We start from the raw sequence: 25662 nt of genomic DNA, 5'->3' as shown, positions 1-25662 counted from the left end.
TTCGTCACCGGCTCGCCCACCGGATGCCGCGCTCGACGATGGTCCGGACGCTCGGGTGCGCGAGGACCTCGGGGTCGTGGCCCGGTGTCGCGACGAACACCCGTCCGGCGCCCCACTCGCGGGTCCACACCGCGGGACACGTCACCGGTCGGTGCCACGGGTCGCCCGGCCGGGCCGCCAGGGTCGTCGTGGCGAGCACGTCCGAGGCGCCGTCGGTCAGCACCCAGTACTGCTCGGTGGTCAGCGTGAAGTCGTCGAGCCCGGCGACGATCGGGTGGTCCCGGCGATCCGGCGCGATGACGATCTGGTGCTCGATGAAGAAGTCGGCGCCGTCGTCCCGCCGATCAGCGACCGGTTTGCCCGGGTGCGTGGCGAACTGCCCGCCGACGAGGTGCAGGTAGTCGGCGCTCGCCCGGAAGGAGTCCACGACGCCGCCGTGCCAGCCCGCCAATCCCGTGCCCCGCTCGACGGCGGCGGCGAGGCCCCGGACGGCCGCGTCACTCGCGGTGCCCATCGACACGCACTGCAGGACGAGGTCGACCGCAGTCATCACGGACTCGTCGGCGTAGACCTCCGGGTCGTCCTCGATCCGCACCTCGTACCCCGTGTCGCGGAGGAACGGGAGGAACGCGTCCGTCGCCGCGACGGGATGGTGGCCGGGCCAGCCGCCGCGGACGACGAGCGCGTGCTTGGTGACGTCGATGTCGGACATGGTCCCGATCATGGCCTGCCCGGACGGATGGCGTCCGTCCTGGGCCCTCCCGTCCTCGCGCACCGAGCGGCGACGAGGCCCGGTGCGAGCGGGATCAGTACTTCGGCCGAGCGAACTTGTACTTGCCGGTGCTGTCCCACGGGTCCTCGTACAGCTTCACGTGGTTGGTGGAAGCGGTGCCCGTGCCGGCGTTCCCCTCGACGGTGCGGATGTGTCCGTCGCTGTGGGAGCGGACCAGTCCGATGTGACCGACTCCGTAGTACCAGATGATGTCCCCCTGGCGGACGTTCGCGGCGGAGACGGGGGTGCAGAGGTCGTAGAACGCCTCGGAGCTGCGGCTGAACCCGGTGTCGGTCCCGCGGAGGCACCAGCTGACGAACGTGGCACACCAGTCGGCGCTCGTGTCGTACTTCGATGTCCAGATCGCGTTCATCTGCGCGAGGGTGTTGCCCTCGTAGCTCTTGGCAAGGGTGATGACGTCGGCAGGGGTGGTGGGAGCGGCCGCGGAGGCCCGCTGAGCGGGTCCGGCGAAGGCCGCCACGGTGGCGAGGGAGAGACCGCCCGCCCCGAGGATGAGTGCGCGTCGGCTGAGCGACCCGGAGGTCGTTGCGGTGATGGTGTTGTCGTCCATGCGCACGAACCTGGCACCGGCGAGAATGGCTCACAAGTCGGCCGAAGATGCGTCTGGCGAGGAACGGTCGGCAGGGACATGATGAGGAGAACGCGGCCGCGCGAGCCGACCGACACCGTGGTCGGGCGAGCCGGCCCGACGTCAGCCGGCCGCGGTGACGAGCGTCACCTGGTCGCGGTGACGACCTCCCGGAGCACGTCCTGCGCGGACCTCGGCGCGCGGCCCAGGAGCTCCCCGAGCATCGGGTCCGTCCCCGCGAACCACCCCTGTTCCGCCGCCAGGTACATGCCGAGCAGGAACCGCACCATCGGCTCCTGCTGTCCACCGGCGACGGCACGCTCGACCCAGACGTCGTCATCGACGACCTCGAACCGGACCTCGTTCCCGACGAGGTCCGAGGCGGTCCGGGTGAGGTCGGCGAACGTCGGCGCCTCCGGAGCGGTGATGGTCACGGGGCCCTCGACGGGTTCGTCGAGCAGCAGGATCGCTGCGGCCGCCTCGGCCGCGTCCTCGCGCGCGGTCCACGACACCGGACCGTCGGCCGGGATCGACACCACGCCGGTCCGCTGCCACGGTCCCAGGAGCCACTGCAGGCTGTGGGCGTAGAAGCCGTTCCGGAGCGACGTCCAGGGCAGCCCGGACGACGCGAGCATGTCCTCGGTCGCGGCGTGGTGTCGCGCCGGCACGAACGGCGACGCTGCACCGGCACCCTGATGGCTGGTGTAGAGCAGGTGCCCGACCCCGGCGGTGATCGCTGCCTCCACGGCGTTCCGATGTTGGCTGATCGTGTCGCCCGCCGGGTCGTTCGACGAGACCAGGAGCAAGTGGTCCGCGCCGGCGAAGGCCGCCGGCAGCCCCGCCGGATCGTCGTAGTCGCCCTGGCGGACCGTCACGCCGCGCTCGGCGAAGCGTGCGGCCCTCGCCGGGTCGCGCGTGACGACGGTCAGTTCCGACGCGGGGAGGTGCTGGAGCAGGTGGTCGACGGTCGCGCCGTTCAGGGCGCCGGTCGCCCCGGTGATGGTGATCATGGTGGATCCCTCTCATATCGATGGAAACGCTGTGTCCGTATCATTGGAAACACCACCACCGTAGCAACAGGATCACGTCGGAAGCAACGGCGCGTTATCGTCGATACGTGGACGACGCCCCCGAGCCCCGCCTCGACGTGCGGATGCGCATCGTGACCGCAGCCGCCGAGCTCCTGCACGACGAAGGCGCCGTCGCTGTCACCACGAGAGCGGTGGCCGAGCGAGCTGGCGTCCAGGCTCCGACGATCTACCGGCTCTTCGGCGACAAGGACGGGTTGCTCGACGCGGTCGCCGAGCACGCGATGACCACGTTCAGCGCGACGAAGGCCGCAGCCGTCGACGCGGTCACCGGTGTCGACCCCGTCGCGGACCTCCGCGCGGGGTGGGCGATGACCATCGCGTTCGGACTCGCCAACCCGGATCTGTTCGTGATCATGAGCGACCCGCGTCGAGGGCGGGACTCCCCCGCGGTCGCCGCCGGGATCCGGCTGCTCGAGGAGCGCCTCCGTCGGGTCGCCGCGGCCGGGAGGCTCGCGGTGCGCGAGCGGGACGCGGTCCGGCTCATGCACGCGGCCGGCTTGGGCGCCGTGCTCGCCATCCTGGACGAGCCGGCGGACGAGCGCGACCCGCGGTTGGCCGACGTCGTCTTCGACGCCGTCATGACGCAGGTCCTGGCTCCGGAGCCGGCTGACGAGGGTCCCCGAGGCACGTCCGGTGTCCGGACCGCCGCCATCACCCTCCGCGCCTCCATCGACGAGCTCGGCGCACTCTCGTCGGCCGAACGGGGCGTGCTCGCCGAGTGGCTCGACCGGATCGTCGACCACGACCCGGCCACGTCGCGGTAGCACCGGGCCGGCCGGAGCCCGGCCCGCCCGCGGTTCTGCCGAGCCGGGATGGCCCGCCTGCCTATCCTGACCCGGTGACGAGTTCCCCCGTCCGCGTCCCCCGGTCGCGGTCCCGGTCCCGGGCCGGCTCGGGCCCCGCGCTCGTGCTGGTGCTCGTCGGTGCGCTCCTCGCCGCGCGGGTGGTCACCACCGGCGACGGCACCGCCGGGCTGCCCGACGAGCTGCAGGACTTCCTGACGCTCGCGATCAGCGTCGTGGTCGAGTCGCTGCCGTTCGTGGTGCTGGGGATCCTCCTGTCCATCGTCGTCGAGGTGTGGGTGCCGCACGGCGTGCTGGAACGGGTCCTGCCGGCACGCCCGGTCCCGCGTCGGGCGGTGATCTCCCTGATCGGCATGCTCTTCCCGGTGTGCGAGTGCGGGAACGTCCCGCTGGCGCGGGGGTTGATGCTGCGCGGGTTCTCGCCAGCGGAGGCGACGACGTTCCTCGTCGCGGCGCCGATCCTCAACCCGCTCGTCATCGTCAGCACGGCGCAGGCGTTCGGGTGGTCGGGATGGATCCTGCCCGTCCGGATCATCGGCGGCTTCGTCGTGGCGAACGTCGTCGGATGGGTCGTCGCAGCGCACCGCCGACCCTCCGAGCTCCTGGTGCCCGCGTTCGAGGCCCGGTGTCGTGTGGAGGCCGGCGGGCAGGCGCGTGGGAGCCGGTGGGCGGAGAGCGCATCGCACTTCGGCGGCGAGACGGCGACGATGATGCCCGCGCTGTTCGTCGGGGCAGCGGTCGCCGCCGCGATCCAGGTCGCGGTGCCCCGGAGCACGCTCATCGCGATCGGCAGCGACCCGGTGCTGTCGGTCCTGGCGATGATGCTGTTGGCGATGACGGTGTCGCTCTGCTCGAACGTCGACGCCTTCTTCGCGCTCTCGTTCGCCTCGACGTTCCTGCCCGGGTCGATCACGGCGTTCCTGCTCATCGGGCCGATCATCGACGTCAAGATGATCGCGCTGCTCCGCACCACCTTCCGCACCCGGTTCATCGGCACACTCGCCGTCATCTGCGTCCTGTTCGCCGCATCGGTGGGGTTGGTGATGGATGTCCTCGTCTGAACGTCGACGGGTGCTGTTCGGGCTCGGCTCGGTGCTCGCGCTCGCCGTCGCCACACTCTGGCTCGGAGCGGCCGGTCATCTCGACCTCTACATCAATCCGCGGTACGGGGTGTTCACGATGGTGCTCGCCGCCATCGCGGTCGTCGCCGCCGCGGCCGGTCTGTCGGCGGTCGCATGGCAGAGCGCGCACCCACACCTCGAACGGGGTCATGGGCACGGGGACGACGTGACGGTCGTGCCCGACGGCAGCAGCGGGCGGGGTGCTGCACGGTCCCTGCGCGTCGTGGCGGTCGCCGTCGCAGTGGTCGTCACGGTCGGCATCAGCACGGCGATGTTCGTGCTCCCGCCGACGACGCTGTCGGCGCGGACGGCCCAGCAGCGCAGCGTCGACTCGGGCAGCCTCTCGACCGCCACGGGCTCCGGCGGCGCCGTCGCGTTGCTCGGCAGCGGCTCCGTCGACACGTCGGAGTACGGCGTGAAGGACTGGGCCGCGCTCATCCGTCAGACGACGGACACGAGCGCCCTCGTCGGGAAGCGCCTCCGCCTCACGGGGTTCGTCGTGCCCGACACGGACGGCGGCTTCACGCTGACCCGGTTCGTGATCAGCTGTTGTGCCGTCGACGCCCAGCCCGTCGGCGTGGGCGTGGTCACGGACGGATCCGTGCCGGCGGCGAACCAGTGGGTGACGGTGTCCGGCGCGCTCGCGGCGAACCCGGACGCCGGGTCCGACGTACCGCTGGTGATCCGCGCCGCCACGGTCGAGCAGGTGCAGCGACCATCGGATCCGTATGAGTACTGACGTCCGCGGTACTCCTGCCCCCGGCCGCCCCCTCCGACGCCGATTCGTCGCGGTCGTCGCGGTGCTCGCGCTGATCGGAGCCCTGGCGGCGATCGTCGGCTCGCATCAGGGCCCGCGCCTCCGCTCCGTGTCGTACTCGGCGACCGACCTCGTCTCCCGTCCCGCGCAGCGCCTGATCCTCACCGCGAACCAGGCACTGCAGCGGGTCGCACCGTCCGACGTCGTCGTGTCCCCCGCCGCAGCGCACACGGTGACCTCGAGCGGGAACACGGTCGCGGTGCAGTTCGACGGCCCGTTGGCGTACGACCGCACCTACGCGGTCGTCGTGCGGCACGTCCGGGCGCCCGGGCAAGCCGCGACGTCCGACCTGCGCACGACCATCCACACGGGCACCACCGACGTCCTCGCGCTCGTCCCGGGCACGAACGGTGCACACGATCGCATCGTCAGCCGTGGCCTCGCCACCGGGGGCACGGACACCGTGTTCCAGGGCACCGGCATCACCGGGTTCGCACGCCTCGCCCGGTCCCTCGTCGTGCTCAGCGACACGGCCGACGGCACCTCGAGCATCGACATCGTGCCGCTCGCCGACGGGCGGCAGGACCCGGCCGTCCCGGTCGAGCACATCACCATGCCCACCGCACGGGGGCACGCGTCGGCGCTCCACGCCGCCGACGACGGCGCGTCGTTCGGCTTCGTGTACGCCGACACGACGACGGGTCGCTCGCAGGACGTCGGGCTCTACGACGTCGACCTCACCGGCACGCACATGCCGACCGCGATCGCGGCGGACGGGAGGCCCACCACGGGTGCCACCCCGATGACGGTGCGCCAGTGGGCGTACGTCCCGCGGACCGAGAGCGCGCTCGTCAGGACGACCGATGACGGCCTCGTGCTCGTGGACATGAGCGGACGGACCGACGCGGCGCGGCTCGGGTCCGCGACGTACGTCCACGGCTTCGTGGGAACCGGCACGACCGCCGTCGTGGAGACCGGGGACGCCATCGTCCGGCTCGACCTGACCGACGGCGACCGGGCCGCCCTCACGGCACCGGCCGCGAGCACCAGGGCGCAGTACCTGGGGCGGATCGGCGCGCTCACGGGCTCCTCCTACGTCCGCCTCGTCGGCGACGTCCGCACGGACGGGACCATCGCCGCCCGACTCGTCCGCGTCGACGGCGAGCACGTCTCGGACCTGCAGGTCCACATCCCGTCCGACGCCAGCGTCACCGCGGTCTGTCCCTCACCGAACGGTCAGTTCCTCGCGATCACCACGCGGACGGCCGACTCGTCGTTGGTGAGCGTCGTCGACGCCACGTCCGGCGCCCTCGAGGCGAGCCTCGACGGCGTGACCCTCGACTGGTGTGCCGCGCTCCCCTCCAGCGCCGACGCCGGGTGACGGTCGGGGCTCACGTCGCGTCGACCCCGTCAGCGGCCTCGATGACCTCGACCGAGGCCACCGAGAACCCGAGGGGCACTTGTCCCAGCGCGCTCAACAGTGCGCCCCGGGCGTCGGCGCTCTCGGCCTCGATGAGTCGTCGCTCGCTCGACACGACGACGAGCCGCACCCGATGCGTCGTCGACGGAGCGCTCCCGTGATGCTCCGGCGTCCGTCGCGGACCGTCGAGTCCGGCCGGACGAGGAGGTACCGGCAGCGGCGGACCCGGCACGCGGCCGCCGAACATCCGCGTGATCACCGCCCCGAACCGGGTTCCGCTGCGCGCCATACGACCCCCTAGTGGTGGTGTTCCGTGGGCCATGCCGGGAAGGGGTCGTCGTATGTCGCCCACTCCATCGGCCCCGCGAGGAGTTCCGCGTCCGTGACCAAGCTGCGGTCGAGGGTGCTGATGATCCGGTGGCGATCGAGGTCCTCCCCGAAGAGGACCAGCTCCTGTCCGGCAGGAGCATTCCGTGCCCAGGTGGACATTCCGGTCGGATCGAGCGCGACGGTGTCGCCGGCGCTCCGCCACGACCCGATCTGGTCGGCGCGGGTCGCGAGTTGGACCAAGCCCCGCGATCGAGCGATCCGGCCGACTCGTCCGGGCGTCAACTGCTTGTCGACGGCGTCGAAGAGCCGTCCGGGGTGGAAGGGGCGCGGATCACGGAACACGATCGCCTCGACGCCGTACCGGGGTCCCGGCTGCGTGGCCGGGTCGGCGAGGGCGTGCATCCAGCCCATCCGTTCCCCGAGTCGACGAGCACACCACCGCCCGCTCGCCCCCGTCCGTCGGGAGGACATCGCGCTCGGGCTCCGGACCACGGTCGCACCGGGGTTGAGCTGTTCGAGGACGCCGAGGGCGCTGCGGAGGGACGCGGGGCCGATGTCGTCCGCATCGCTGAGGACGATCACCGTCGCGAACTCGATCTGCGAGGCCAGTCGTTCCGCAGTGACGTAGTCGTCCAGCGGGGACGGTGCGAGCGACAGGAGCCACCGCTCGATGTCCTGCACCGCCACGACCGTCATCAGGTCGTGTAGCTCCACGGGGGTCCCTTCCGCCCGTCGGCTCTCGAACTCGGTCTCCAGCACGAACCCGATCTCCATCACGTCCGCGGCCTCCTCCAGCTCGACGATGGAGCGACCGGTGGCACCGGCTCGGGCCGACTCCAGGATCCGGTCGGCCAGGACCAAGGCGAACTCGCCGCTGTCCTCGGTACCGTCGTCGACCTCGACCGGTGCTCGGCGCGGTGCTCCGCTCAGTCGCCGGCTGACCTGTCGTCGGTCAGCGGCGCGCAGGCCGCTGACCAAGGTCACCCGGAGGACGGCGCCGTCCGGATGTGCAGACCCGAGTTCGTTCCGTGGCTCCATTGCCCCTACTCTAGTGAGAAACGTTCTCAGTAGGAGGATCATGAAGGTCAGGAACTCACTCAAGTCGCTGAAGCAGCTCCCGGGCGCGCAGGTCGTACGCCGCCGAGGTCGCACGTTCGTCATCAACAAGCTCAACCCGCGCGGGAAGGGGCGCCAGGGGTGAGTGCGACCTGATCATCTTCCGTGCACGTATTGCTACTCGTGCATGCTTGCTCTAGTGTCGGGGTCACGTCAACCGACTGATCGAAGGAGCACCACCATGACCGAGCAGGAAACCGTCGCCGAGCACACCGTCACCGAGCACCACCACGAGGACGGCTGCGGTCACGAGGCAGTGCGGCACGAGGACCACGTGGACTACGTACACGAAGGCCACAAGCACGCCGAGCACGGCGACCACTACGACGAGCACTGAGACCCTCCGCCCGGGGGTAGGGCCAACCCGCCGGACCCCCGGGCGTTGCCCGTCGGTATGCACATCTGCTTACATCGCCAGGTGACCGATCATCGAGTGAGCATCGCGGCGGAACTCTTCAAGGCCCTCTCCTCGCCGGCCCGCCTCCGGGTGCTGGTCGCCCTCATCGAGGCGCCCTGCGACGTGTCGTCGCTCGCTGCGCAGACCGAGCTGTCGCAACCGCTGGTCTCGCAGCACCTCCGCACCCTGCGACTCGCCGGGCTCGTGGAGGTCGAGCGCATCGGGCGGAACGCCGTGTACTCACTCCGGGACGAGCACGTCGCGCACATCGTCAGCGATGCGCTCACGCACGTCGGCGAAGCCGCGGCGTGAGTGCCCGTTCAGCTGCACGTGCGACCCTGCCTCCTCAGCACCACCGAGCGTCCGAGACCCGAGAGGCGTCCATGACCGAAGCACCCGTGGGGAAGAAACCCCAGCGGCAGACCGCCCAGAAGACGGCCATCCGCGACGCCCTGCGAGGCGTGCGGTCCTTCATCAGCGCGCAGGACCTGCACGAGGTCCTCCGCGCAGACGGCAGCTCGGTCGGCCTCGCCACGGTGTACCGCAACCTCAGCGACATGGCGGTGAACGGCGAGGCGGACGTCCTCCAGGCCGAGCCCGGCGTCCAGCTGTACCGGTTCTGCGGCGATGCCCACCACCATCACCTGTACTGCGTCAGCTGCGGTCGCACCGTCGAGATCGAAGCACCGATCGAGGACTGGGTCGACACGGTCGCCGCTGAGCACGGGTTCTCCCGCGTGCGCCACGTGGTCGACATCTTCGGGGTGTGCGACGACTGCCGCGCACGCGGCGTCGGAGCGTAGGGCGCCTCGGGCCGGGGCACGTCTCGCTCAACCGCGCACCGAGCAGGCGCTGCACCTCCCGTGTATGGTCAGCGCAGCATTCTCCTCGAAGAACGCGAGGCATGGTCCGGGGTGCTGTCGTGGGTCCGCGACCTCGCTCGTGCGCCCGCACGTGTCGCACACCAGGAGGTCCCGGTCGGGGAGCCGGTACAGGACCTCGCCGCCGACGTACGCCTCGGTCAGCGCTCGCTCACGCGCCAGAGCGTGGAGCTCCCGGTAGACCGTCGAGAGTCCGATCCGTACCCCACGCGCACGGATCCGCGCGAACACGGACTGTGCCGACGCCGGCGCATCATGTTCGACCAGTGCGGCGAGGACGCTCGCGCGATACCGGTGGCCGCGCGGTCGATCCCCGGCCCACTCCGTCGACACCAACCGACACCATCCGTCCGTGGAACAATCGGGAACGACTCCCGTTACCAACACGCTCCAACGTGCCGTAGTCTGCATCTATCGATAAGCGTTCTCAACAGAGCGCGCGGGTGGGACGCGGTCCCTGGATTGGATGGATGTCAGTGCGCATCAAGAGATTGGCGGCGCTCGGCGTCGCGGCCCTGGCCGTGACCGGTGCTCTCACCGGGTGCTCGCAGTCGGCGAGCGGGGGGAGCGACGGCAAGATCGTCGTCGTCGGCGCGGAGAACGAGTACTCGGACGTCGCCGCACAGATCGGGGGCAAGTACGTCTCGGCCAAGGCGATCATGAGCAACCCGAACACCGACCCGCACACCTTCGAGGCCAGCGCGAGCGTGGCGAAGGAGCTCAGCTCGGCCCAGATCCTCGTCCAGAACGGGCTCGGGTACGACGACTTCATGACCAAGCTCGCCAAGGCGTCGCCGAACTCGAGCCGGAAGGTCATCGTCGCGCAGGACGTGCTCGGCCTTCCCGACAGCACGCGGAATCCGCACCTCTGGTACGACCCGAAGACGATGCCGGCGGTCGCCAAGCGCATCGCCGCCGATCTCGGAGCGCTGCAGCCCTCGCACAAGCAGTACTTCCAGGACAACCTGACGACGTTCAACCGGTCGCTCGAGACGTGGACGAACCAGCTCGCGTCGTTCAAGCAGACCCACGCCAACGCACCCGTCGCCGTGACGGAGCCCGTCGCGGACTACGCGCTGCAGGCCGCCGGAGTCGACGTCGAGACACCCTGGTCCCTGCAGGCAGCGATCATGAACGACACCGACCCGAGCCCACAGAACTCGGCGGCGCAGGACGCGCTGTTCACCGGCAAGCACGTCAAGGCGTTCCTCTACAACCAGCAGGTCACCGACTCGATCACCTCGCACTACCTGTCCCTCGCTCACGACAACGGGATCCCCGTCGTCGGCGTGTACGAGACGATGCCGACGGGCTACCACTACCAGAAGTGGATGGAAGCCGAGTTGACCGCGCTGCAGAAGGCGCTCACCAGCGGCACGTCCACCGAGAAGCTGTGACCGGTCGGACCGACAGCGACGTCCCGGGCGGGGTCCTCTCCGCCCGGGACGTCCGCGTCGTGATGTCAGGGGCCCTCGTCCTCGACGGGGTCGACCTCGACGTGCAGCCCGGTGAGTTCGTCGGACTCATCGGCGCGAACGGCGCGGGGAAGACCACGCTGCTGCGCGTCCTGCTCGGCATCCTCCGACCCACCCACGGTGCCGTGCGTCGACCCGAGCGCAAGGCGAGCACGCACGGCATCGGGTACCTCCCCCAGAAGGTCGCGCTCGACCCCGACACGCCTCTCAGGGCACGCGACGTCGTCGCACTCGGTCTCGACGGCGGGCGGTTGGGCCTCCCGATCCGTCGTCGCGCGGTGCAGGAACGCGTGACCGCGGTCCTCCACGCCGTCGGCGCAGCCGCGTTCGCCGACCAGCGGATCGGACAGCTCTCCGGAGGCCAGCAGCAGCGCGTGCTCCTCGCGCACGCACTCATCAGCGAGCCGGCGCTGCTGCTCCTCGACGAACCCCTGGCGAACCTCGATCCGGCCAGCGCCCACGACATCGTCCGTCTCCTGGACACGCTCCGCCGTGATCGCGACGTCGCGATCGTGATGACCGCGCACGACATCAACGTCCTCATGCCGGTGATGGACCGCGTGGTGTACCTGGCGAACGGCCGCGCCGTCACCGGCGACCCCGGATCCGTCGTCCGGAGCGACGTCCTCTCGCGCCTGTACGGTCGACCGATCCGGGTGATCGAGGCCGAAGGCCGGGTGATGGTGCTCGCGGACGACCGGGATCCCGCATCTGACCTCGCGTCCCCTGGCCTCGAGTCGGTGTCGAGACCCAACGGAACCCCCGCATGATCCCCGCCTCGGTGATCGGCGGATTCCTCGGCAGCCCCACCATCCACACCGCACTGGTGGTCGGTGGCTTCGTCGCCCTGGTCACCGGGATCGTCGGCGTGTTCACGATCGTGCGCGGCCAGTCGTTCGCGGGACACGCGCTCGCCGACCTCGGAGCCGTCGGCGGATCCGGCGCGTTCCTCATCGGCATCAGCCAGGTGTGGGGGTTCATCGGTGCCGGCGTCCTCGCAGCACTGCTCATGGAGCTCATCGGCGTCCGTCGTCTGCAGGGTCGCGACGTCTCGACCGGCATCGTCTTCGGCTTCGGACTCGGTCTGACGGCGCTGTTCCTGTACTGGAGCACCACCATCGGCGGCTCGAGCAACGCAGCCGTGTCCGTGCTGTTCGGATCCCTCTTCGTCATCGCTCATGACGTCATCCCGCTCGTGGTCGGACTCAGCGTCGTCGCCCTCGCCCTCGTCGCGGCGACGTACCGGTGGCTGCTCATGGAATCGCTCGATCACGGCCTGGCAGCAGCACGCGGTGTCCCCGTTCGCATCACCGGCATCGTGTTCCTCGTCGCGCTCGCCCTCGCGGTGGAGCTGTCGTCACTGACGATCGGCGCCATCCTGTCGACCGCGCTCCTCATCGGTCCCGCCGCGACGGCGCTGCTGCTGACCCGACGCTTCGGGACCGCGGTCCTCGTGTCGGCCGCTCTCGCGGTCCTCAGCACCTGGGCGGGGTGCTTCGTCTCCTTCGAGAGCTACTCCTGGGCGGGCCACGACGGCAACTGGCCCGTCAGCTTCTGCATCGTCGCCATCATCCTCGTCGTCTACCTCGCGATCCGCGTCGGAGTGGCAGTGCGACGTCATCGGATGTGGAAACCGGCGCGCGTCGGGTCAGTTCGCGGCTCGTCCCGCGCGCAGGACACCGAGGAGGTGCTGCCCTGATGTTCGCACCGTTCATGCTCAACGCCTGGCTCGCCGGGACGATCGTCGCCCTCATCGCCGGGATCGTCGGCTTCTTCGTCGTCCTCCGAGGAAACTCGTTCCTCGCCCACGCCGTACCCCACGGTGCATTCGCAGGAGCGGCAGGAGCCGTGCTCATCGGCGTCGACCCACTGATCGGACTCGGCGTGTTCGCAGCCGGCGGCGCGTTCATGATCTCGGCGCTCGGGCGGCGCGCTCGCAGTGACGTGGTCACCGCGCTCACCCTCGTCTCGATGCTCGGCCTCGGAGCGCTGTTCCTCAGCCGATCCACCGAGTACTCCGCCGAGGTGTTCGCGCTCCTGTTCGGCCAGATCCTCGGTGTCTCGAGCCTCGAGATCACGCCCATGATCATCCTCGGGGCGGTCTGCCTCATCACCCTGGGCGTCACCTACCGGCCGTTGCTCCTCGCATCGACACTGCCGGACACCGCGCCGTCGCGCGGCGTCTCACCGCAGGCGATGTCGATCCTGTTCGGCCTCATCCTCGCCTGCGCGACCACGATGAGCGTGCCCATCGTCGGGGCGCTCCTGATGTTCGCGCTCCTCGTCGGACCGCCCGCGGCCGCGCGCTTCGTCACCAGACGGCCGGCGACCGCGATCCCGCTGTCGGCCGCGCTCGCGGTCGCAGCGGTGTGGGGAGCGATCTCTCTCGCGTACGTGACCGATTGGCCCGTCGGGTTCTTCGTCACCGCCATCAGCGCCCTGATGTACCTGGCCGGGCGCCTGGCCACGGTGAGACCGACGCGCGGCCGGACGGCAGCATGACGTCCCTCCGACACGCTCCTCGCCGTCGTGGTCCCGCCCCCGATGGTCAGGTCAGCGTGAACTCGTCCCTCCGCCCGCCAGGGCTGCGGTCCTGGCGGTGATGTCCGCGACGAACGCTCTCGTGTCTGCCGCGAAGGGGCCGTCGAGGTCGTCGCCGAGTTCGTCGTCGTCCGCGTCGAGGACGAGCAGCGGACGGCCAGACGCCACGTGCACGCTCCTGGTCGTCCCACAGCCGCATCGGTCGAACGTGGGGACGTCGACGCGATCGGTGCGGGCGTTCCGAGCGAGTGCATCGGCGTAGTCGCACACGGTGCGAGCAACGGCGTCGGCCACGAGGATGAACACCGGCCCGCGGACGAGGTGCTTCATCGCGCTCGCCCGTCCGTCGCCGCGCCGCTCCGGGTCTCGGACCGATCGAGGACGTGCGAGGGATTCGTGCTGAACGGGAGACGTGCCATGCCGACCTCCGGCCGTGGGTGAGAACGTCACCCTTCGGCAGCGCTGGACGTGAAAGGCTTTCATGCCGCTCCACGTGACGGTATCCCTGCTCCCTGACCGCCCCGCCGGTCCGGGCGTCATCCGCTCTGCTGCATCAGCGCAGCACGGAGCACGCGCGCCAGGGCGACGGAGTAGGCCACGGTCAGGTGCCCGCCGTCCGCGCGCACGACGATCCCGCCGACGGCCGCCGGACAGTGCATCGCACGATCGCAGAACCACGAGGCGGTGTCCACGAAGGAGGCCCGCGGCACGTCCGCCAGCGCGCGCCGCTCGGCCGCTCGCTTCGGTGCCCACGTCGCCGGTGGCGTCGACAGGCAGGTCGCCGGGCCGGCGACCCGGACCGCGCAGGCGCTGATGGGCGTCCCCTCCGGTGGCGACCCGAGCAGGACGACCCGGGCGCCGTCGCCCGTCAGGCGCCGGGCGAGGAGGCGCGTGCCGTCGCTCCACACACGACCCCGGGCGGCGGCGGGCTGCCGGTCGTACCCGCCGGCGGCGGAGGACGCGACCACCAGGTCGGGCCGGAGCCGATGGACCTCGGCGAGCGCGGCCTCCCGGGCGGCGTCGCACGAGGTCGCGAAGGCGGGGCGGCGGCCCGCGTCGGTGGTCGTCACGATCGATGCCGGGCAGCTCTCCAGGCCGATCCCGACGACGCGCCAGCCCCGACCGCGGACGGCGTCGACGATGCCCGGCAGCCAGCTGATGGCGATCGAGTCGCCGACCACCACCAGGGTCCGCGCAGCGTGACCGTCGGAGAACGTGCAGCGGGTCGCCGCAGCGGTCAGCGTGCTCGGCGTCGTCCCCACGGGGTCGTTGAGACAGCCGTCGGCCTGCAGCCGTCGAGCCGCCGCGGCCGCCGCACTCACCTGGTCCAGGTCGGGGACGGTCGCGCCCCACGCGCCGTCGTCGACCGCCGCGCGCACCGCCCGCTGCAGCGCGGTCGCGGATCGGAAGGACGCCACGTGCTGCGGGCTCGGGTCCGGCAGGTCGTCCACGCCCGTCAGGCGCCCCGGCGCGACGAACTGCGCGGCCGACAGCGCGAGCACGAGCGCGGAGGCGAGTGCGACGACGAGCGTGCCACGGGTGGTCCGCAGCCGACCCGGCTGGGCGCGCACGGGCCTCCCGGGCGTGCCGGGACGGGGGCTGGGGCGTGTGCGCCCGTACCGGAAGGGCCGCTCGACGAACCGGACGGTGAGGACGGCGAGCACCAGGGTGATCCCGAGGGCGACCGTGGGCACGACGGCTCGGCTGCGTGGTGCGACGGCGTGCAGGAACGACCACACCGGCAGGTGCCAGAGGTAGAGCGCGTAGGACCAACGGCCGACCGCTCGGCTGACCGGGTTGGTGAGCGCCGCGAGCACCCGCGGCGCTGCGGTCGCGCCGCAGAGGACCACCCCCGCGGCGCCGAGGACCGGGAGCGCGGCGGCCGGTCCGGGGAACGGCATGCTGGGGGTGTCGACGGCCCCGGCCAGGAGCACGGCGGCCAGCCCCGCCGCGGTCACCACGCTCGCCGCGCCGACACCGAGCCGAGCGGCGACGCGCGGCTCGGCCACCGCCGCGGCGGCTCCCACACCGAGTTCCCAGGCGCGTGACTCGAACGAGAAGTACGACCACTCGGGCTTCGCCCGGGTCTCCCAGCAGGCGATCGCGAACGACACGGCGCAGCCCACCCCGAGTGCGATCGACAGCACTCGGTGGACGATCCGCTCGCTGGTGCCGCGATCGGCGAGGGCGCCGGGACGCCGGGACCGGCGGCGTCCGAGGGCGACCGCGCCGACGACGACCCACGGCCAGAACACGTAGAACTGCTCCTCGACCGCGAGAGACCAGAAGTGCTGCAGCGGCGAGGCCGCCCCGCTGTCCCCGAAGTAGTCCGTGGCGGCGCGGATGAGATGCCAGTTCTGGACCATGAGCATCGAGGCGACGCCGTCCCACGTGACCGCGCTCGCCCGCGCCAGGTGGTCGACGGCCCAGGCCAGGGCGACCGTGACGAGCACGGTGAGCACCGCGGCCGGCAGCACGCGCCGTGCCCGCCGGAGCGCGAACGCGGCGAGGTCGACCGTGCCGGTCGCACGGGCCTCCCGGAGCAACCCCGTCGTGATGACGAACCCGGAGACGACGAAGAACACGTCGACCCCGACGAACCCGCCGACCGGTCGATCCAGCACGTGGGCCGCGACGACGAGTGCGACCGCGATGCCCCGGAGCCCCTCGATGTCCGGACGGAACGGCGCGGCGCCGACGTGCCCGGAGGGATCCACAGCACGACGCACGGCAGCGATGCTCCGTCACGACCGGGAGGCCCGGCGCGGCTCCGCCACGCATCGCGCGTCCCGAGGACGGGGGCGTCACCCCACGGTTCACCCGGCGCGCTCGACACCCGTCCCCGCGCGTACCGAACACTCGGACGGCGCGCGCGGGGCGGGGCACCACGACCGCCGTGGACGTCCCCCCACTGGTACGTCCACGCGGTCCCGCAGCTCTCGGGTCGAGCCGCTGCGTGTCCTGGAAGGATTCCACAGGACGGTCGTCCAGGGCAATCCTCCGTGGGGATGATCCCGTCCGAGCGCCCACCCAGTTCGGGGGGACCCTGCCGCGGCGGCCGTCGCCGCGCTACCGTTCTGCCCATGGGCATCCGCGAGGACCAGCGACGCCGCACCCGGTGGACGATCCTGCTCGCGGCGGCCGCCGAGTTCGAGGAACGGGGGTACGAGGCCACCTCGTACGCATCCGTCGCCGCCCGCGCCGACGTCGCGAAGAGCCTCGTGAGCTACCACTTCGCGTCGAAGACCGACCTGGTCGACGACCTGTTCGCGATCGCGTACGAGAACGGCGTGTTCGCCGCGGCCCCGGTCGACCTCGACGCACCCCTCGACGAACTGGCGCGGTCGACGGTCCACGTCGCGATCCAGGAGGAGTCGAACGTGATCGCACGGGCGGCCATGCGCCTGCAACGTGAGGCGCCGCTCATCCCGACACGGATGCCCCCGCCCTACCTCGGCTGGGTCGGGCGCTGCCGGAACGCCCTGACCCGCGCGATCGCGCTCGGGCAGCTCCCGGCGTGCACCGACGTGCCGTTCGAGGCCCGCATGCTCGTCGCGCAGTTCGCGGGCGTGCGCGAGGTCACGACCGCGCTCGGCGACCACGAGGGTTTCGCCGCGAGCGCGGCCGTCGGGACCCTGGACCGCTTCGCGACGATGGGCGCGTCGGCCGACGCGCTCCTGCGGGCAGCGGGTCGTTCCGCCAGCGCGATCCGGGAGGCCGGGCTCACCGGTGCGGACCGCGTCGCCAGCCGGTACGAACACGTGGGCAGCGGGCAGGGGCGCTCGGGTCAGTCCACGACGACCCCGAGGGCGCGAGCGAACGAGGTCGCCAGCAACGCGGACTGAACCTCGGACACGGTCGCACCGCGGAGCGCCGCCGCGTCCGCGACGACCGCGACGTCGGCGCCTCGGAGGTCGACGTCCCGGAGGCGGGACCCCGCTGCGGAGAGCTCGTGGATCCGACAGCCCGGGAACGCGACGCGGTCGGCCACGACGCCGCCGAGGTCGAGTTCCTCGATCGTGCAGTCCTCGAACGTGACGTCACGGAGGGTCGCGGCACGCAGGTTGACGAACCCGAGCTTGGTGCCGATGACGCGGACGTCGTCGAACGTCGAGTCGTACCACTCGGCCGACCCGATCCGGCCGGACCGGATCACGACAGACCGCCAGGTGGACCGTGGCGTGCGGAACACGGGCGCGTCGAGCACGTCCACCACGGTGTCCCGGACACGCAGCATGCCGAGGTCCGCGTCGCCGGCTCGCATCGTGCCGATGCGACACTCCTCGACGACGAGTCCGGTCAGTGCACGGTCCACGACGTCGAGGTCACGGATGTCCCGCCCCTCGAGGAGATCGCCGGGGAGCAGGACGTCGCCCCCGCCGGGCTCGAGCTCGACGGGGGCGACGTCCTCGTGTCGGGGCGGCCGGGTGCGGTGCTCGGGCATGCCCCGATCATCGCACCCGGTCACCGGTCAGTCGACGGGGCGCTCCAGCCCGACGCGGTCGACCTTGCGGTGGTAGTGCATCCCGGCGAGACCGCCGACGATCGCGCCGACCAGGCTGAGGACGAGGGCGACCACGACGGTGATGATCCCGGTGACGGTGAGGCTGCCCTCGTCTACGGGGATCCGCGGGAACGCGTTCACCTGCTGGAGGAAGTTCGCCTGCGTGCCAGCGATCGCGACCACGATCGCAGCGACGATCGCGATGGCGACGGCCCAGAACCAGACCGCGAGGCCCTGCTTGACGCCGTCGAACCGTGCCATGCGCCCTGCGACGTACCCGCCGCAGTAGTAGGCGACGAACAGGATCACGGCGAGCGCGATGGCGCCGATGAGTCCGACGGTGCCGGCGTTCGACGTGGCGGCCTTGCCGACCTGGTTCGCGTTCCCGCCGGTGATGCCGAGGCCGAGTCCGGCGCCGATCGCACCGAGGATCGCCGTGAGGATGACGGCCGTGCCCATCGCGGTGAGCCACCCGAAGAAGGCCGATCCGAACTTGAAGCCGCCGAACTCCTCCTTCTGGCGTCCGACGACCTCTTGCCGGGTCAAGGGCGCACGGTCCCGGTCCTCGTGCGCCACGGCACGGTCCCGGTCCTCGTGCGCCACGGGACGGTCGTGCAGGTCGGCCCCGTCGTCGGCGGGACCCCGGTCGTCCACCGGCGCCCGGTGCTCGGGGACGTGCTCGCCGTCGTTCGGGTTGGTGAGTGGGACCGCCGGTGTCGTCTGGCGGCCGTCATCGGCGTTGCTCATGGGTTCCTCCTCGGGGCCCGTCCGGGCCGTCCCGGGTCGGACGCGGTGTGCGTCGTCCGGCCCACAGTGTGCTCGCACCACACCCGGTGCGTCATGACTCCTGGGAACGGGGGACAGCCCCTCCCAGGCGTCACCGGTCGCGGCACCCGCGCTGTCCCTCAGCCGCGGAGCGGCCCCGACGCGGGCACGGACGAGCCCTGCCGGAACCCCTCGACGAGGTCGGCGAAGGCCTCGACCGCGGTGTGCTGTGGCTCCCACCCCAGTTCCTCGCGCGCCTTGTCGGTCCGCATGATCGGCACGTTCGCCGCGATGTCGATCCAACCGGCGTCGGTCGGCTGGATCCGCAGGTGCCACGTCAGGGTGACGACGGCGCGGAGCAGTCGGAGCGGGATCCGGACGGCGCGACGCATGCCGAGCACCGCGGCGAGCCGCGGTGGCGTGAGCACCGGCCCGGCGGCGATGTTGAACGCGCCGGCCGCCCGCTGGTCGATCGTCCGCCAGTACGCGTCGGCGAGATCGTCGGCATGCACCGCCTGGAACACGAACGGTCCCGGGAGCGGGAGCACCGCCCACCGGGCCGCGCGGACGACGCGCATGGGGACGAGGTGCCCGAGGAACAGCCCCCGGATCTCCGCTGCCGCCGGCTGCTGGAAGACCAACCCCGGGCGCAGGCGGGTGACCACGATGTCGGGGTGGGTGTCGGCGAACTCGTCGAGGGCCGCCTCGTTGAGCGCCTTGTGGATGCTGTACGTCGCCGTGGCCATGCCGTCGACCGGCCAGGACTCGTCCACGCGCAGCCGCTTGTCCGCAGCCCGGTAGGTGCCGACCGACGACGCCACGACGACCTGCCCCACGCCCGCGGCGGCGGCCGCTTCGAGCACAGCGGCCGTCCCCTCGACGTTGACGCGGTACTGCGTCGGGATGTCGTGCGTCGGCTGCAGCGCCCAAGCCAGGTGGACGACGGCGTCGACGTGCTCGAGGAGCGGCGTCAGGGCCGCCACGGCACCGTCGGCGCCGACGTCGACGCTGTGCCACTCGACCCCGGCGTACGGGTCGGCCGACCGGTCCGGGATCCGTCGGGCGATGCCGACGATGCCGGTCACGGCCTCCTCGGCCTGCAGGCGGCGCAGCAGCGCCGTGCCGACGTTGCCGGTGGCGCCGACGACGGCGACGCGGGTCATGCCGGAGCGCCGGGGGTCAGGACGACCTTGACGCAGCCGTCCTCCTTCTTCTGGAACACCTCGTACATGTGCGGGGCGTCCTCGAGGGACACGCGGTGCGTCGTCAGGTCGAGCGTGCCGAGCGGGTCGGACGGGTCCTCGACGAGCGGCATGAGGTCGTCGAGCCAGCGGCGGACGTTGCACTGTCCCTCACGGACCGTGATCTGCTTGTCGAACAGCGTCATCATCGGCATCGGGTCGGCCGTTCCGCCGTAGACACCGCTGAGCGAGACCGTGCCGCCGCGCCGGACCAGGTCGATCGCCGCGTGCACCGCGACGAGCCGGTCGACGCCCGCGGTCTCGATGGCCTTCTGCGCGAGCTTGTCGGGCAGCAGCCCGGCCGCCCGCTGGGCGAACCCGGCGACGGCGTCACCGTGGGCCTCCATACCGACGGCGTCGACGACGCCGTCCGGCCCGCGTCCGTCGGTGAGATCCACGAGGTGCTCCACCACGTCGTCCGACATGTCGAACGTCTCGACACCGTACTTCGCCGCCATCTCGCGGCGGACGAGCTCCGGCTCGACGGCGAGCACGCGGTACCCGAGGTGCTTGCCGATCCGGGCCGCGAACTGCCCGACGGGGCCGAGCCCGAGCACCGCGAGCGTCCCGCCCTCGGGCACGTCGGCGTACGCCACGCCCTGCCACGCGGTCGGGAGGATGTCGCTGAGGAACAGGTACTGGTCGTCGGGGCCGGTCGCGGGGACCTTGATCGGCCCGTAGTCGGCGTGCGGCACCCGGAGGTACTCCGCCTGCCCACCCGGCACCTGGCCGTACATCTTCGTGTAGCCGAACAGCGCGGCACCGCTGCCGTACTGCTTCACCTGCGTCGTCTCGCACTGCGACTGCAGCCCGTGCGTGCACATCCAGCAGTGCCCGCACGAGATGTTGAACGGGATCACGACGCGGTCACCCGGAGCGAGGTTCGTCACGCCCGAACCGACCTCCTCGACGATCCCCATGGGCTCGTGGCCGAGCACGTCGCCCTTGTCGATGTACGGCCCGAGCACGCGGTACAGGTGGAGGTCGGACCCGCAGATCGCCGTCGACGTGATCCGGATGATCGCGTCGGTGGGCTCCTGGATCGTGGGATCGGGGACGGTCTCGACCGAGACCTTCTCGGTCCCCTGCCAGGTGAGTGCGCGCATGGTTCCTCCAGCTCGTCGGGCTGCGGCGGTGCCGCAGCGGTCGGCCGGGAGGCCCCTCCCGCGCCGACTTCATCGGTACGCGTCCAGCACGGGTGCCGCCCGGTGCGTGCAGGGCACATCCAGCACTCGCGTCCCCCTTCCCGGTCGTCTGCTCAGGCACGGCCCCGTGCTCCTGACGCCCGGCCGAGCAACCGGGGTACGAGCAGGATGACGCATCCTCAGTGCAGAGCAGGATCGGGTCGATCCGACCCAAAGGAGACACCGATGCTGCCGTTGTTCCGACGATGGCCACTCTGGGCCTACGCACCGATGGCGTTCGTGGTCCTGTTCGTGCTGTGGTACGGGCTCAGCTCGCTCCAGCACCCGCACCGGAACCCCGACGACCAGCTCGTGTCCGCGTTGTTCTACGCCGTCCCCATGTCCGTGTTCGTGACCGTGAGCGTGGCGGTTCGACGACGGCGAGCGGGCGGGACGGAACAGCTCCTCGAGATGCAGCGGTCGCTGAAGACCGGGAGCGTGCCTGACGACGCGGACCCACGCCACTGGACCCCGCAGTTCGAGCGGTGGGACCGACAGTTCCGCCGCGACCGCTGGTTGAACCCCGTGGTGTTCGGCGCCTTCGCCGTCCTCGCCGTGACGATGGTCGTGACCGGGCAGGTCGCGCTCGGCATCCTGTTCGCGGCGGTCTTCGTCGGGATCGGTGCGTGGAGCACCTGGCAGGTGCACGACCGCCTGCCGAAGATCCGCCGGGTGCTCGGGACCCTCCAGCAGCGCGGCAGTTCGTGGACCTACCCCGCCGACGCTCCTACCGGCGGAACCGCACCTGCGCAGCCGCAGACAGGTGCTCCGTCGCCGCACTGAGCAGCGCACGGTCCATCCCGCTCGCGTTCGACTCGAGGAACGCGACGAGCTCCTCGTGCGAGGCCCACTTGCCGACCCCGCGCAGGACGAGCGCCACGGCACGCCGCACGTGCTCGTTCCGCTCCCGCACGAGCCTGCCGACGATGTCGAGCGCGGTGGCGGCCTCACCGCGCTTCACGAACGCCAGGGTCGCGCTGACCGCGATGCACCGCTCCCAGACGACGTCGCTCTTGGCGAGCGCGAACAGCGGGCCACGCGGACGGTCCGCGAGCCACGCGCCCACGATGTGTTCCGCACTGACCTCGACGAGGAGGTCGCTGTCGACGCGCTCGCTGTGGGCCGCTGCCATGTAGTCCTCCACCACGACCGACCTGGTCGCGTCGTCACCGTCCCGGAACCGCTGGACGAGCAGCAGCACCGCCACGAGCCGTGCGTCCTCGACCTCGCTCCAGAGCAGCGCCCCCACCTCGCCGTCACCGAGGGTCGCGTACCGGCGCGCGACGCGTCGAGCGGCGGCGAGGTCGCCCGGGGTGCGGGCGAGTGCGCCGAGGACGTCCTCGGCGGTGTCGACGGCCACGTCAGTCCGCCGAACCGATCGCGACGGGGCGCGTGACGGACGGACAGGACCGGGAGGAGGACGGCACCGATCCAGGCTACGTGTGGCCCGCCGCGCGTCGTTCGACACGGCCGCGAACGCCTCATACCGGCCGAGATCTTCGATGTCGTGGAACAGGTCGCGAACACCCTGGCCGCGGGCAACGGGGTGGCCGTGATCCCGTCGCGGATGCAGCTGACGACACACGAAGGCGCCGACCAGCTCGGCGTTTCCCGGCCCACCCTGGTCAGGCTCCTCGAAGCGGGTGCGATCCCGTTCCAGAAGCCAGGTCGACACCGTCGGGTACCCCTGAGTGACCTCGTCGCGGACCAGGAGCACGAGCAGGACGAGCGTCGCTCGGCGCTCCGAGAACTCGCCGCGCTCACGCAGGGCGTCGGGACCGAGCCGGGTCCGGTCCACCGCTGCGCCGGCGTCGATCCGTGGGGAGACCCACCCCTCCGTCCGCCGTGCGAGGCTGGACCCCTGATCCCCACCCCGCTCGGAGGCACATCCCCATGACCTACGTCGCCCGTGACGACCGCTACGACTCGATGCCGTTCCGCCGGACCGGCCGGTCCGGCCTCGACCTGCCGCTGCTCTCACTCGGGTACTGGCACAACTTCGGTGACGACCGACCGTTCGAGACCCAGCGCGCGATCAGCCGGCGGGCGTTCGACCTCGGGATCACGCACCATGACCTCGCGAACAACTACGGGCCGCCCTACGGCGCCGCGGAGATCAACTTCGGCCGCATCATGCGGGAGGACCTCCACCCGTACCGGGACGAGCTGGTCATCTCGACCAAGGCCGGTTGGGACATGTGGCCGGGTCCGTACGGGCAGGGCGGCGGGAGTCGGAAGTACGTGCTCGCATCGCTCGACCAGTCGCTGCAGCGCATGGGCCTCGACTACGTGGACGTCTTCTACTCGCACCGCCTCGACGCCTCCACGCCGCTCGAGGAGACCATGACCGCGCTCGACACGGCTGTCCGACAGGGCAAGGCGCTCTACGTCGGGATCTCCTCGTACGACACGGAGCGGACCCGCCAGGCGGCGGCGATCCTCCGCGACCTCGGCACCCCGCTGCTCATCCACCAGCCGTCGTACTCGATGCTCAACCGCTGGATCGAGACCGAGGGCCTCCTCGACGCCGCGGACGAGCTCGGGTTCGGGGTCATCGGGTTCACGGCGCTCGCGCAGGGCCTGCTCACGGGCAAGTACCTCGACGGCGTGCCCGAGGGGACCCGCGCCGCCGCCGGCACCTCGTTCGACCCCTCGGTCATCACGCCCGAGGTCGTCGGTCACCTCCGGGCGCTGCACGACATCGCGGCCGCTCGGGGGCAGTCCCTCGCCCAGCTCGCACTCGCGTGGGCCCTCCGCGACGAGCGGGTGACCTCGCTCGTGATCGGCGCCTCGCGGGTCGAGCAGGTCGAACAGAACGTCGCGGCGCTCGACCACCTGTCCTTCACGGAGGACGAGCTGCGCGCCATCGACGAGCACGCGGTGGACTCGGCCGGCATCGACCTGTGGGCGGGGGCTCGGGCCGGCGAGGTCTGAGCGCCGTCGGTCACTGCGCTCAGCTGCGGGGGCGGTTCAGGTCCCGGGGGTGCCGCCCGCCGCCGCGCCCGGGTCGGGGTCGGGGTCGGGGTCGGGGCCTGTTCCGGCCCCGTCCCTCGGGCGGCTGCCGTGGAGGCCACCCGGCGTGAAGTCCCCTTGGCGCAGGCAGTCACGGACCGCGCGGAGGGCCGCAACGAACCCGGCGTCGAACCGTTCGTCGTCCGGGTCGGGGTCCGCCAGCGTCTGCGCGATCCACGTGTCGAGTTGCCGCGCCACCGACAGGTGCGCCAGGTACTCGACGGGCCGGTCCTGCAGGAGCCGGTCGATGCGCGACGCCGAGTAGCTACGGAGGCGGTCCGGCTCGAAGTCGAACACGCTGGGGATCAACATGACATGAAGCTAGACGGTCTAGCGATCTCCGTCCGGGGGGTTGCGCAAAGCGGACCGGATGGAGGCCACTCCGGGCCTCCATCCGGTCGGCGCGATCGAGCGTCAGCGCGTCAGCGCGTCAGCGCGTCAGCGCGTCAGCGCGTCAGCGCGTCAGCGCGTCAGCGCGTCGAGATGATGTACGTCACGGACGAGCCGGGCGTGCTGATGCTCACGGTGTAGCGGTCGCTGGTGTAGGTCGCCTGCGTGGCGGTGCCGCCGCCCTGCTTGGTGAAGCCGGCAGACGCGAGTGCCTGGCCCGCCTGTGCGAAGCCCTTCCCGCCCTTCGGCGAGACGGTGGCGCTCCAGCCGTCGCTGGCGTTGCCGCGGGCGACGATCACGTCGCCCTTGACGACGGGCACGGCCTTCGGGAAGTTCGCCGGCAGCTTCGACGAGGACGACGACCCCGATGCGGAGGAGGCCGACGTGGAGCCGGAGGAACCGGCGGAGGTGCTCGAGCTGCAGCCGGCGAGCAGTGCGGCCGCTGCGAGTGCGGTCGCGGCGCCGACCACGAATCGGGTGGAACGGGTGGTGCTGTGGAGCTGGTGCATTGATCCTTCTGGGACTCGGTGCGTTTCCTGTGGACACACCAGGATCGCACTGACTCCCTGCGTCTCCGGTCGACGTCAGCGCGGCAGGAGCCGGAGCGGCACCCCGGCGTCGCGGAGCGCGAGTGTGGCGAGGACCCGGACCGCGTCGGGCTCCCCGTCCCGCCACCGCTCGACCACGGTGGGTTCCACGGCACGCAGCGTGCGGGGGTGCGCGTGCGCCAACGCCTGTGCCGCGAGGGCTTCCAGTCCGAGCGGTGTGCGCAGCAACGCCCGGACCGCGGCCGCCCGCCGCACGAAGCCGCCCCGCCGGCGCAGCCACAGGACGACGACGAGGAGGACGGGCAGGCCCGCCACGACGACGCCGACGAGGACCGCGACGTGGTGGGCTGCCTCCTGCTGGTCGCGCCCCGCGGCGACGAGGGTCCGTGCGGCGTCACTCGCGTTCCGGAACGGCGCGCTCACGGCACGGCCCGCGAACGGCAGGTCGGCGATGCGGTCCGCCGCCCGCGACATGGTGCTGCGCAAACCCTCACCCGCGTCCTGCACGCGCCGACCGACGTCACCGAGTGCGGCGATCGACGCCCCGACCGCGCGCCCGAGCAGGACCGCCAGGACGATCGCGACGAGGGCGACCACGTCGGCGACCAGCTGCCGCACACGACGGACGGGATCGGTGGCGTACAGCTGCATGGGGCCTCCTCGCGTGGGCCCCGAGGCCCGGAACGGACCCGTTCATCATCGTCGTCCCGCGGACGGCGCGCCGA

The 25662-nt window shown here is 71.6% G+C and carries 32 protein-coding genes; 16 read left to right on the top strand and 16 right to left on the bottom strand.

Annotated elements, in window-relative coordinates:
• Positions 1-4: 4 nt before the first annotated feature.
• The 3 genes from DEI81_RS10295 to DEI81_RS10285 form a co-directional block, all read right to left on the bottom strand.
• Positions 5-712, bottom strand: coding sequence for a ThuA domain-containing protein (locus DEI81_RS10295; RefSeq protein WP_111010705.1), 708 nt, complete (start codon positions 710-712; stop codon positions 5-7).
• Between the two features lie 94 nt (positions 713-806).
• Positions 807-1343: a CHAP domain-containing protein gene (locus DEI81_RS10290; protein WP_111010633.1), complete on the bottom strand. Its 537-nt coding sequence runs from the start codon at positions 1341-1343 to the stop codon at positions 807-809.
• 164 nt (positions 1344-1507) lie between these two features.
• A complete protein-coding gene (locus tag DEI81_RS10285) occupies positions 1508-2371 on the bottom strand; it encodes an NAD(P)H-binding protein (protein WP_111010632.1) in 864 nt (287 codons plus the stop codon).
• 107 nt (positions 2372-2478) lie between these two features.
• On the opposite strand from DEI81_RS10285, the gene DEI81_RS10280 reads away from it, so the two are divergent.
• From DEI81_RS10280 to DEI81_RS10265, 4 genes are all read left to right on the top strand, one after another.
• Positions 2479-3216: a TetR/AcrR family transcriptional regulator gene (locus DEI81_RS10280; RefSeq protein ID WP_258368624.1), complete on the top strand. Its 738-nt coding sequence runs from the start codon at positions 2479-2481 to the stop codon at positions 3214-3216.
• 74 nt (positions 3217-3290) lie between these two features.
• On the top strand, positions 3291-4316 hold the full coding sequence (locus DEI81_RS10275) for a permease (RefSeq protein WP_111010630.1): 1026 nt from the start codon (positions 3291-3293) through the stop codon (positions 4314-4316).
• Positions 4303-5115: a TIGR03943 family putative permease subunit gene (locus tag DEI81_RS10270; protein ID WP_111010629.1), complete on the top strand. Its 813-nt coding sequence runs from the start codon at positions 4303-4305 to the stop codon at positions 5113-5115. The genes DEI81_RS10275 and DEI81_RS10270 overlap by 14 nt, the downstream gene beginning before the upstream one ends.
• On the top strand, positions 5105-6514 hold the full coding sequence (locus DEI81_RS10265) for a hypothetical protein (RefSeq protein ID WP_146244072.1): 1410 nt from the start codon (positions 5105-5107) through the stop codon (positions 6512-6514). Before DEI81_RS10270 ends, DEI81_RS10265 begins: the two co-directional genes overlap by 11 nt.
• Positions 6515-6524: 10 nt before the next feature.
• Here DEI81_RS10265 and DEI81_RS10260 read toward each other — a convergent pair whose 3' ends face one another.
• Together DEI81_RS10260 and DEI81_RS10255 are read right to left on the bottom strand one after the other, a co-directional pair.
• Complete coding sequence (locus DEI81_RS10260; RefSeq protein WP_111010627.1) at positions 6525-6842, bottom strand: hypothetical protein; 318 nt, start codon at positions 6840-6842, stop codon at positions 6525-6527.
• A gap of 8 nt (positions 6843-6850) precedes the next feature.
• Positions 6851-7921, bottom strand: a complete 1071-nt coding sequence (locus DEI81_RS10255; RefSeq protein ID WP_181435382.1) for a GTP-binding protein — start codon at positions 7919-7921, stop codon at positions 6851-6853.
• Positions 7922-7961: 40 nt separating this feature from the next.
• Between DEI81_RS10255 and ykgO the strand changes: the two genes are divergently transcribed.
• The 4 genes from ykgO (at position 7962) to DEI81_RS10240 (ending at position 9199) form a co-directional block, all read left to right on the top strand.
• Positions 7962-8084, top strand: a complete 123-nt coding sequence (ykgO, locus tag DEI81_RS16005; protein WP_071274734.1) for a type B 50S ribosomal protein L36 — start codon at positions 7962-7964, stop codon at positions 8082-8084.
• Between the two features lie 96 nt (positions 8085-8180).
• Entirely contained in the window at positions 8181-8336 is a 156-nt protein-coding gene (locus DEI81_RS10250) for a zinc transporter permease (protein WP_111010625.1), read from the top strand.
• A gap of 81 nt (positions 8337-8417) precedes the next feature.
• Positions 8418-8708, top strand: coding sequence for a helix-turn-helix transcriptional regulator (locus DEI81_RS10245; protein WP_258368623.1), 291 nt, complete (start codon positions 8418-8420; stop codon positions 8706-8708).
• Positions 8709-8779: 71 nt separating this feature from the next.
• A complete protein-coding gene (locus DEI81_RS10240) occupies positions 8780-9199 on the top strand; it encodes a Fur family transcriptional regulator (RefSeq protein ID WP_111010623.1) in 420 nt (139 codons plus the stop codon).
• Between the two features lie 27 nt (positions 9200-9226).
• On the opposite strand, the gene DEI81_RS16765 is transcribed toward DEI81_RS10240, so the two are convergent.
• Positions 9227-9688 (bottom strand): Fur family transcriptional regulator, encoded by a 462-nt coding sequence (locus tag DEI81_RS16765; RefSeq protein WP_111010622.1) that lies wholly within the window; start codon positions 9686-9688, stop codon positions 9227-9229.
• Positions 9689-9747: 59 nt separating this feature from the next.
• On the opposite strand from DEI81_RS16765, the gene DEI81_RS10230 reads away from it, so the two are divergent.
• Genes DEI81_RS10230 through DEI81_RS10215 form a run of 4 tightly spaced genes read left to right on the top strand, consistent with a single transcriptional unit; the run spans position 9748 to position 13254 of the window.
• On the top strand, positions 9748-10674 hold the full coding sequence (locus tag DEI81_RS10230; protein WP_220035673.1) for a metal ABC transporter solute-binding protein, Zn/Mn family: 927 nt from the start codon (positions 9748-9750) through the stop codon (positions 10672-10674).
• Complete coding sequence (locus tag DEI81_RS10225; RefSeq protein WP_220035672.1) at positions 10671-11522, top strand: metal ABC transporter ATP-binding protein; 852 nt, start codon at positions 10671-10673, stop codon at positions 11520-11522. The genes DEI81_RS10230 and DEI81_RS10225 overlap by 4 nt, the downstream gene beginning before the upstream one ends.
• On the top strand, positions 11519-12451 hold the full coding sequence (locus DEI81_RS10220) for a metal ABC transporter permease (protein WP_111010620.1): 933 nt from the start codon (positions 11519-11521) through the stop codon (positions 12449-12451). Before DEI81_RS10225 ends, DEI81_RS10220 begins: the two co-directional genes overlap by 4 nt.
• On the top strand, positions 12451-13254 hold the full coding sequence (locus tag DEI81_RS10215; RefSeq protein ID WP_111010619.1) for a metal ABC transporter permease: 804 nt from the start codon (positions 12451-12453) through the stop codon (positions 13252-13254). Before DEI81_RS10220 ends, DEI81_RS10215 begins: the two co-directional genes overlap by 1 nt.
• 51 nt (positions 13255-13305) lie before the next feature.
• On the opposite strand, the gene DEI81_RS10210 is transcribed toward DEI81_RS10215, so the two are convergent.
• On the bottom strand, positions 13306-13623 hold the full coding sequence (locus DEI81_RS10210; protein ID WP_111010618.1) for a hypothetical protein: 318 nt from the start codon (positions 13621-13623) through the stop codon (positions 13306-13308).
• 206 nt (positions 13624-13829) lie between these two features.
• Positions 13830-16022, bottom strand: a complete 2193-nt coding sequence (locus DEI81_RS10205; protein ID WP_111010617.1) for an acyltransferase family protein — start codon at positions 16020-16022, stop codon at positions 13830-13832.
• Between the two features lie 354 nt (positions 16023-16376).
• On the opposite strand from DEI81_RS10205, the gene DEI81_RS10200 reads away from it, so the two are divergent.
• Positions 16377-17138, top strand: coding sequence for a TetR/AcrR family transcriptional regulator (locus tag DEI81_RS10200; protein ID WP_111012988.1), 762 nt, complete (start codon positions 16377-16379; stop codon positions 17136-17138).
• On the opposite strand, the gene DEI81_RS10195 is transcribed toward DEI81_RS10200, so the two are convergent.
• The 4 genes from DEI81_RS10195 to DEI81_RS10180 all read right to left on the bottom strand — a co-directional run bounded on the left by DEI81_RS10195 (position 17081) and on the right by DEI81_RS10180 (position 20909).
• Complete coding sequence (locus DEI81_RS10195; protein WP_111010615.1) at positions 17081-17737, bottom strand: pentapeptide repeat-containing protein; 657 nt, start codon at positions 17735-17737, stop codon at positions 17081-17083. The genes DEI81_RS10200 and DEI81_RS10195 overlap by 58 nt on opposite strands.
• A gap of 27 nt (positions 17738-17764) precedes the next feature.
• Complete coding sequence (locus DEI81_RS16235; RefSeq protein WP_181435381.1) at positions 17765-18544, bottom strand: hypothetical protein; 780 nt, start codon at positions 18542-18544, stop codon at positions 17765-17767.
• Between the two features lie 158 nt (positions 18545-18702).
• Positions 18703-19725 carry an NAD-dependent epimerase/dehydratase family protein gene (locus DEI81_RS10185; protein WP_111010614.1) on the bottom strand — a complete coding sequence of 341 codons (1023 nt, stop codon included), beginning with the start codon at positions 19723-19725 and terminating at the stop codon, positions 18703-18705.
• Positions 19722-20909, bottom strand: coding sequence for a zinc-dependent alcohol dehydrogenase (locus DEI81_RS10180; RefSeq protein ID WP_111010613.1), 1188 nt, complete (start codon positions 20907-20909; stop codon positions 19722-19724). The genes DEI81_RS10185 and DEI81_RS10180 overlap by 4 nt, the downstream gene beginning before the upstream one ends.
• Positions 20910-21173: 264 nt before the next feature.
• On the opposite strand from DEI81_RS10180, the gene DEI81_RS10175 reads away from it, so the two are divergent.
• Positions 21174-21770 (top strand): hypothetical protein, encoded by a 597-nt coding sequence (locus DEI81_RS10175; protein ID WP_111010612.1) that lies wholly within the window; start codon positions 21174-21176, stop codon positions 21768-21770.
• Here the strand turns inward: DEI81_RS10175 and DEI81_RS10170 are convergent.
• Positions 21715-22347, bottom strand: a complete 633-nt coding sequence (locus tag DEI81_RS10170; protein WP_181435380.1) for a DNA alkylation repair protein — start codon at positions 22345-22347, stop codon at positions 21715-21717. The genes DEI81_RS10175 and DEI81_RS10170 overlap by 56 nt on opposite strands.
• A gap of 207 nt (positions 22348-22554) precedes the next feature.
• On the opposite strand from DEI81_RS10170, the gene DEI81_RS16760 reads away from it, so the two are divergent.
• On the top strand, positions 22555-22884 hold the full coding sequence (locus tag DEI81_RS16760) for a helix-turn-helix domain-containing protein (RefSeq protein ID WP_111010610.1): 330 nt from the start codon (positions 22555-22557) through the stop codon (positions 22882-22884).
• Positions 22881-23921 carry an L-glyceraldehyde 3-phosphate reductase gene (gene mgrA / locus DEI81_RS10160; RefSeq protein WP_111010609.1) on the top strand — a complete coding sequence of 347 codons (1041 nt, stop codon included), beginning with the start codon at positions 22881-22883 and terminating at the stop codon, positions 23919-23921. The genes DEI81_RS16760 and mgrA overlap by 4 nt, the downstream gene beginning before the upstream one ends.
• Before the next feature lie 36 nt (positions 23922-23957).
• Here mgrA and DEI81_RS10155 read toward each other — a convergent pair whose 3' ends face one another.
• From DEI81_RS10155 to DEI81_RS10145, 3 genes are all read right to left on the bottom strand, one after another.
• Positions 23958-24311, bottom strand: coding sequence for a hypothetical protein (locus DEI81_RS10155; protein WP_111010608.1), 354 nt, complete (start codon positions 24309-24311; stop codon positions 23958-23960).
• Positions 24312-24469: 158 nt separating this feature from the next.
• Complete coding sequence (locus DEI81_RS10150) at positions 24470-24898, bottom strand: hypothetical protein (protein WP_111010607.1); 429 nt, start codon at positions 24896-24898, stop codon at positions 24470-24472.
• 75 nt (positions 24899-24973) lie between these two features.
• Entirely contained in the window at positions 24974-25588 is a 615-nt protein-coding gene (locus DEI81_RS10145; protein WP_111010606.1) for a hypothetical protein, read from the bottom strand.
• Positions 25589-25662 lie beyond the last annotated feature (74 nt).

Origin of the sequence: Curtobacterium sp. MCBD17_013, assembly GCF_003234565.1 — a bacterium.
Lineage (GTDB): Bacteria > Actinomycetota > Actinomycetes > Actinomycetales > Microbacteriaceae > Curtobacterium.
The sequence above is the reverse complement of the archived record's forward strand: the minus strand, read 5'-3'. Positions and strand labels throughout refer to the sequence as shown.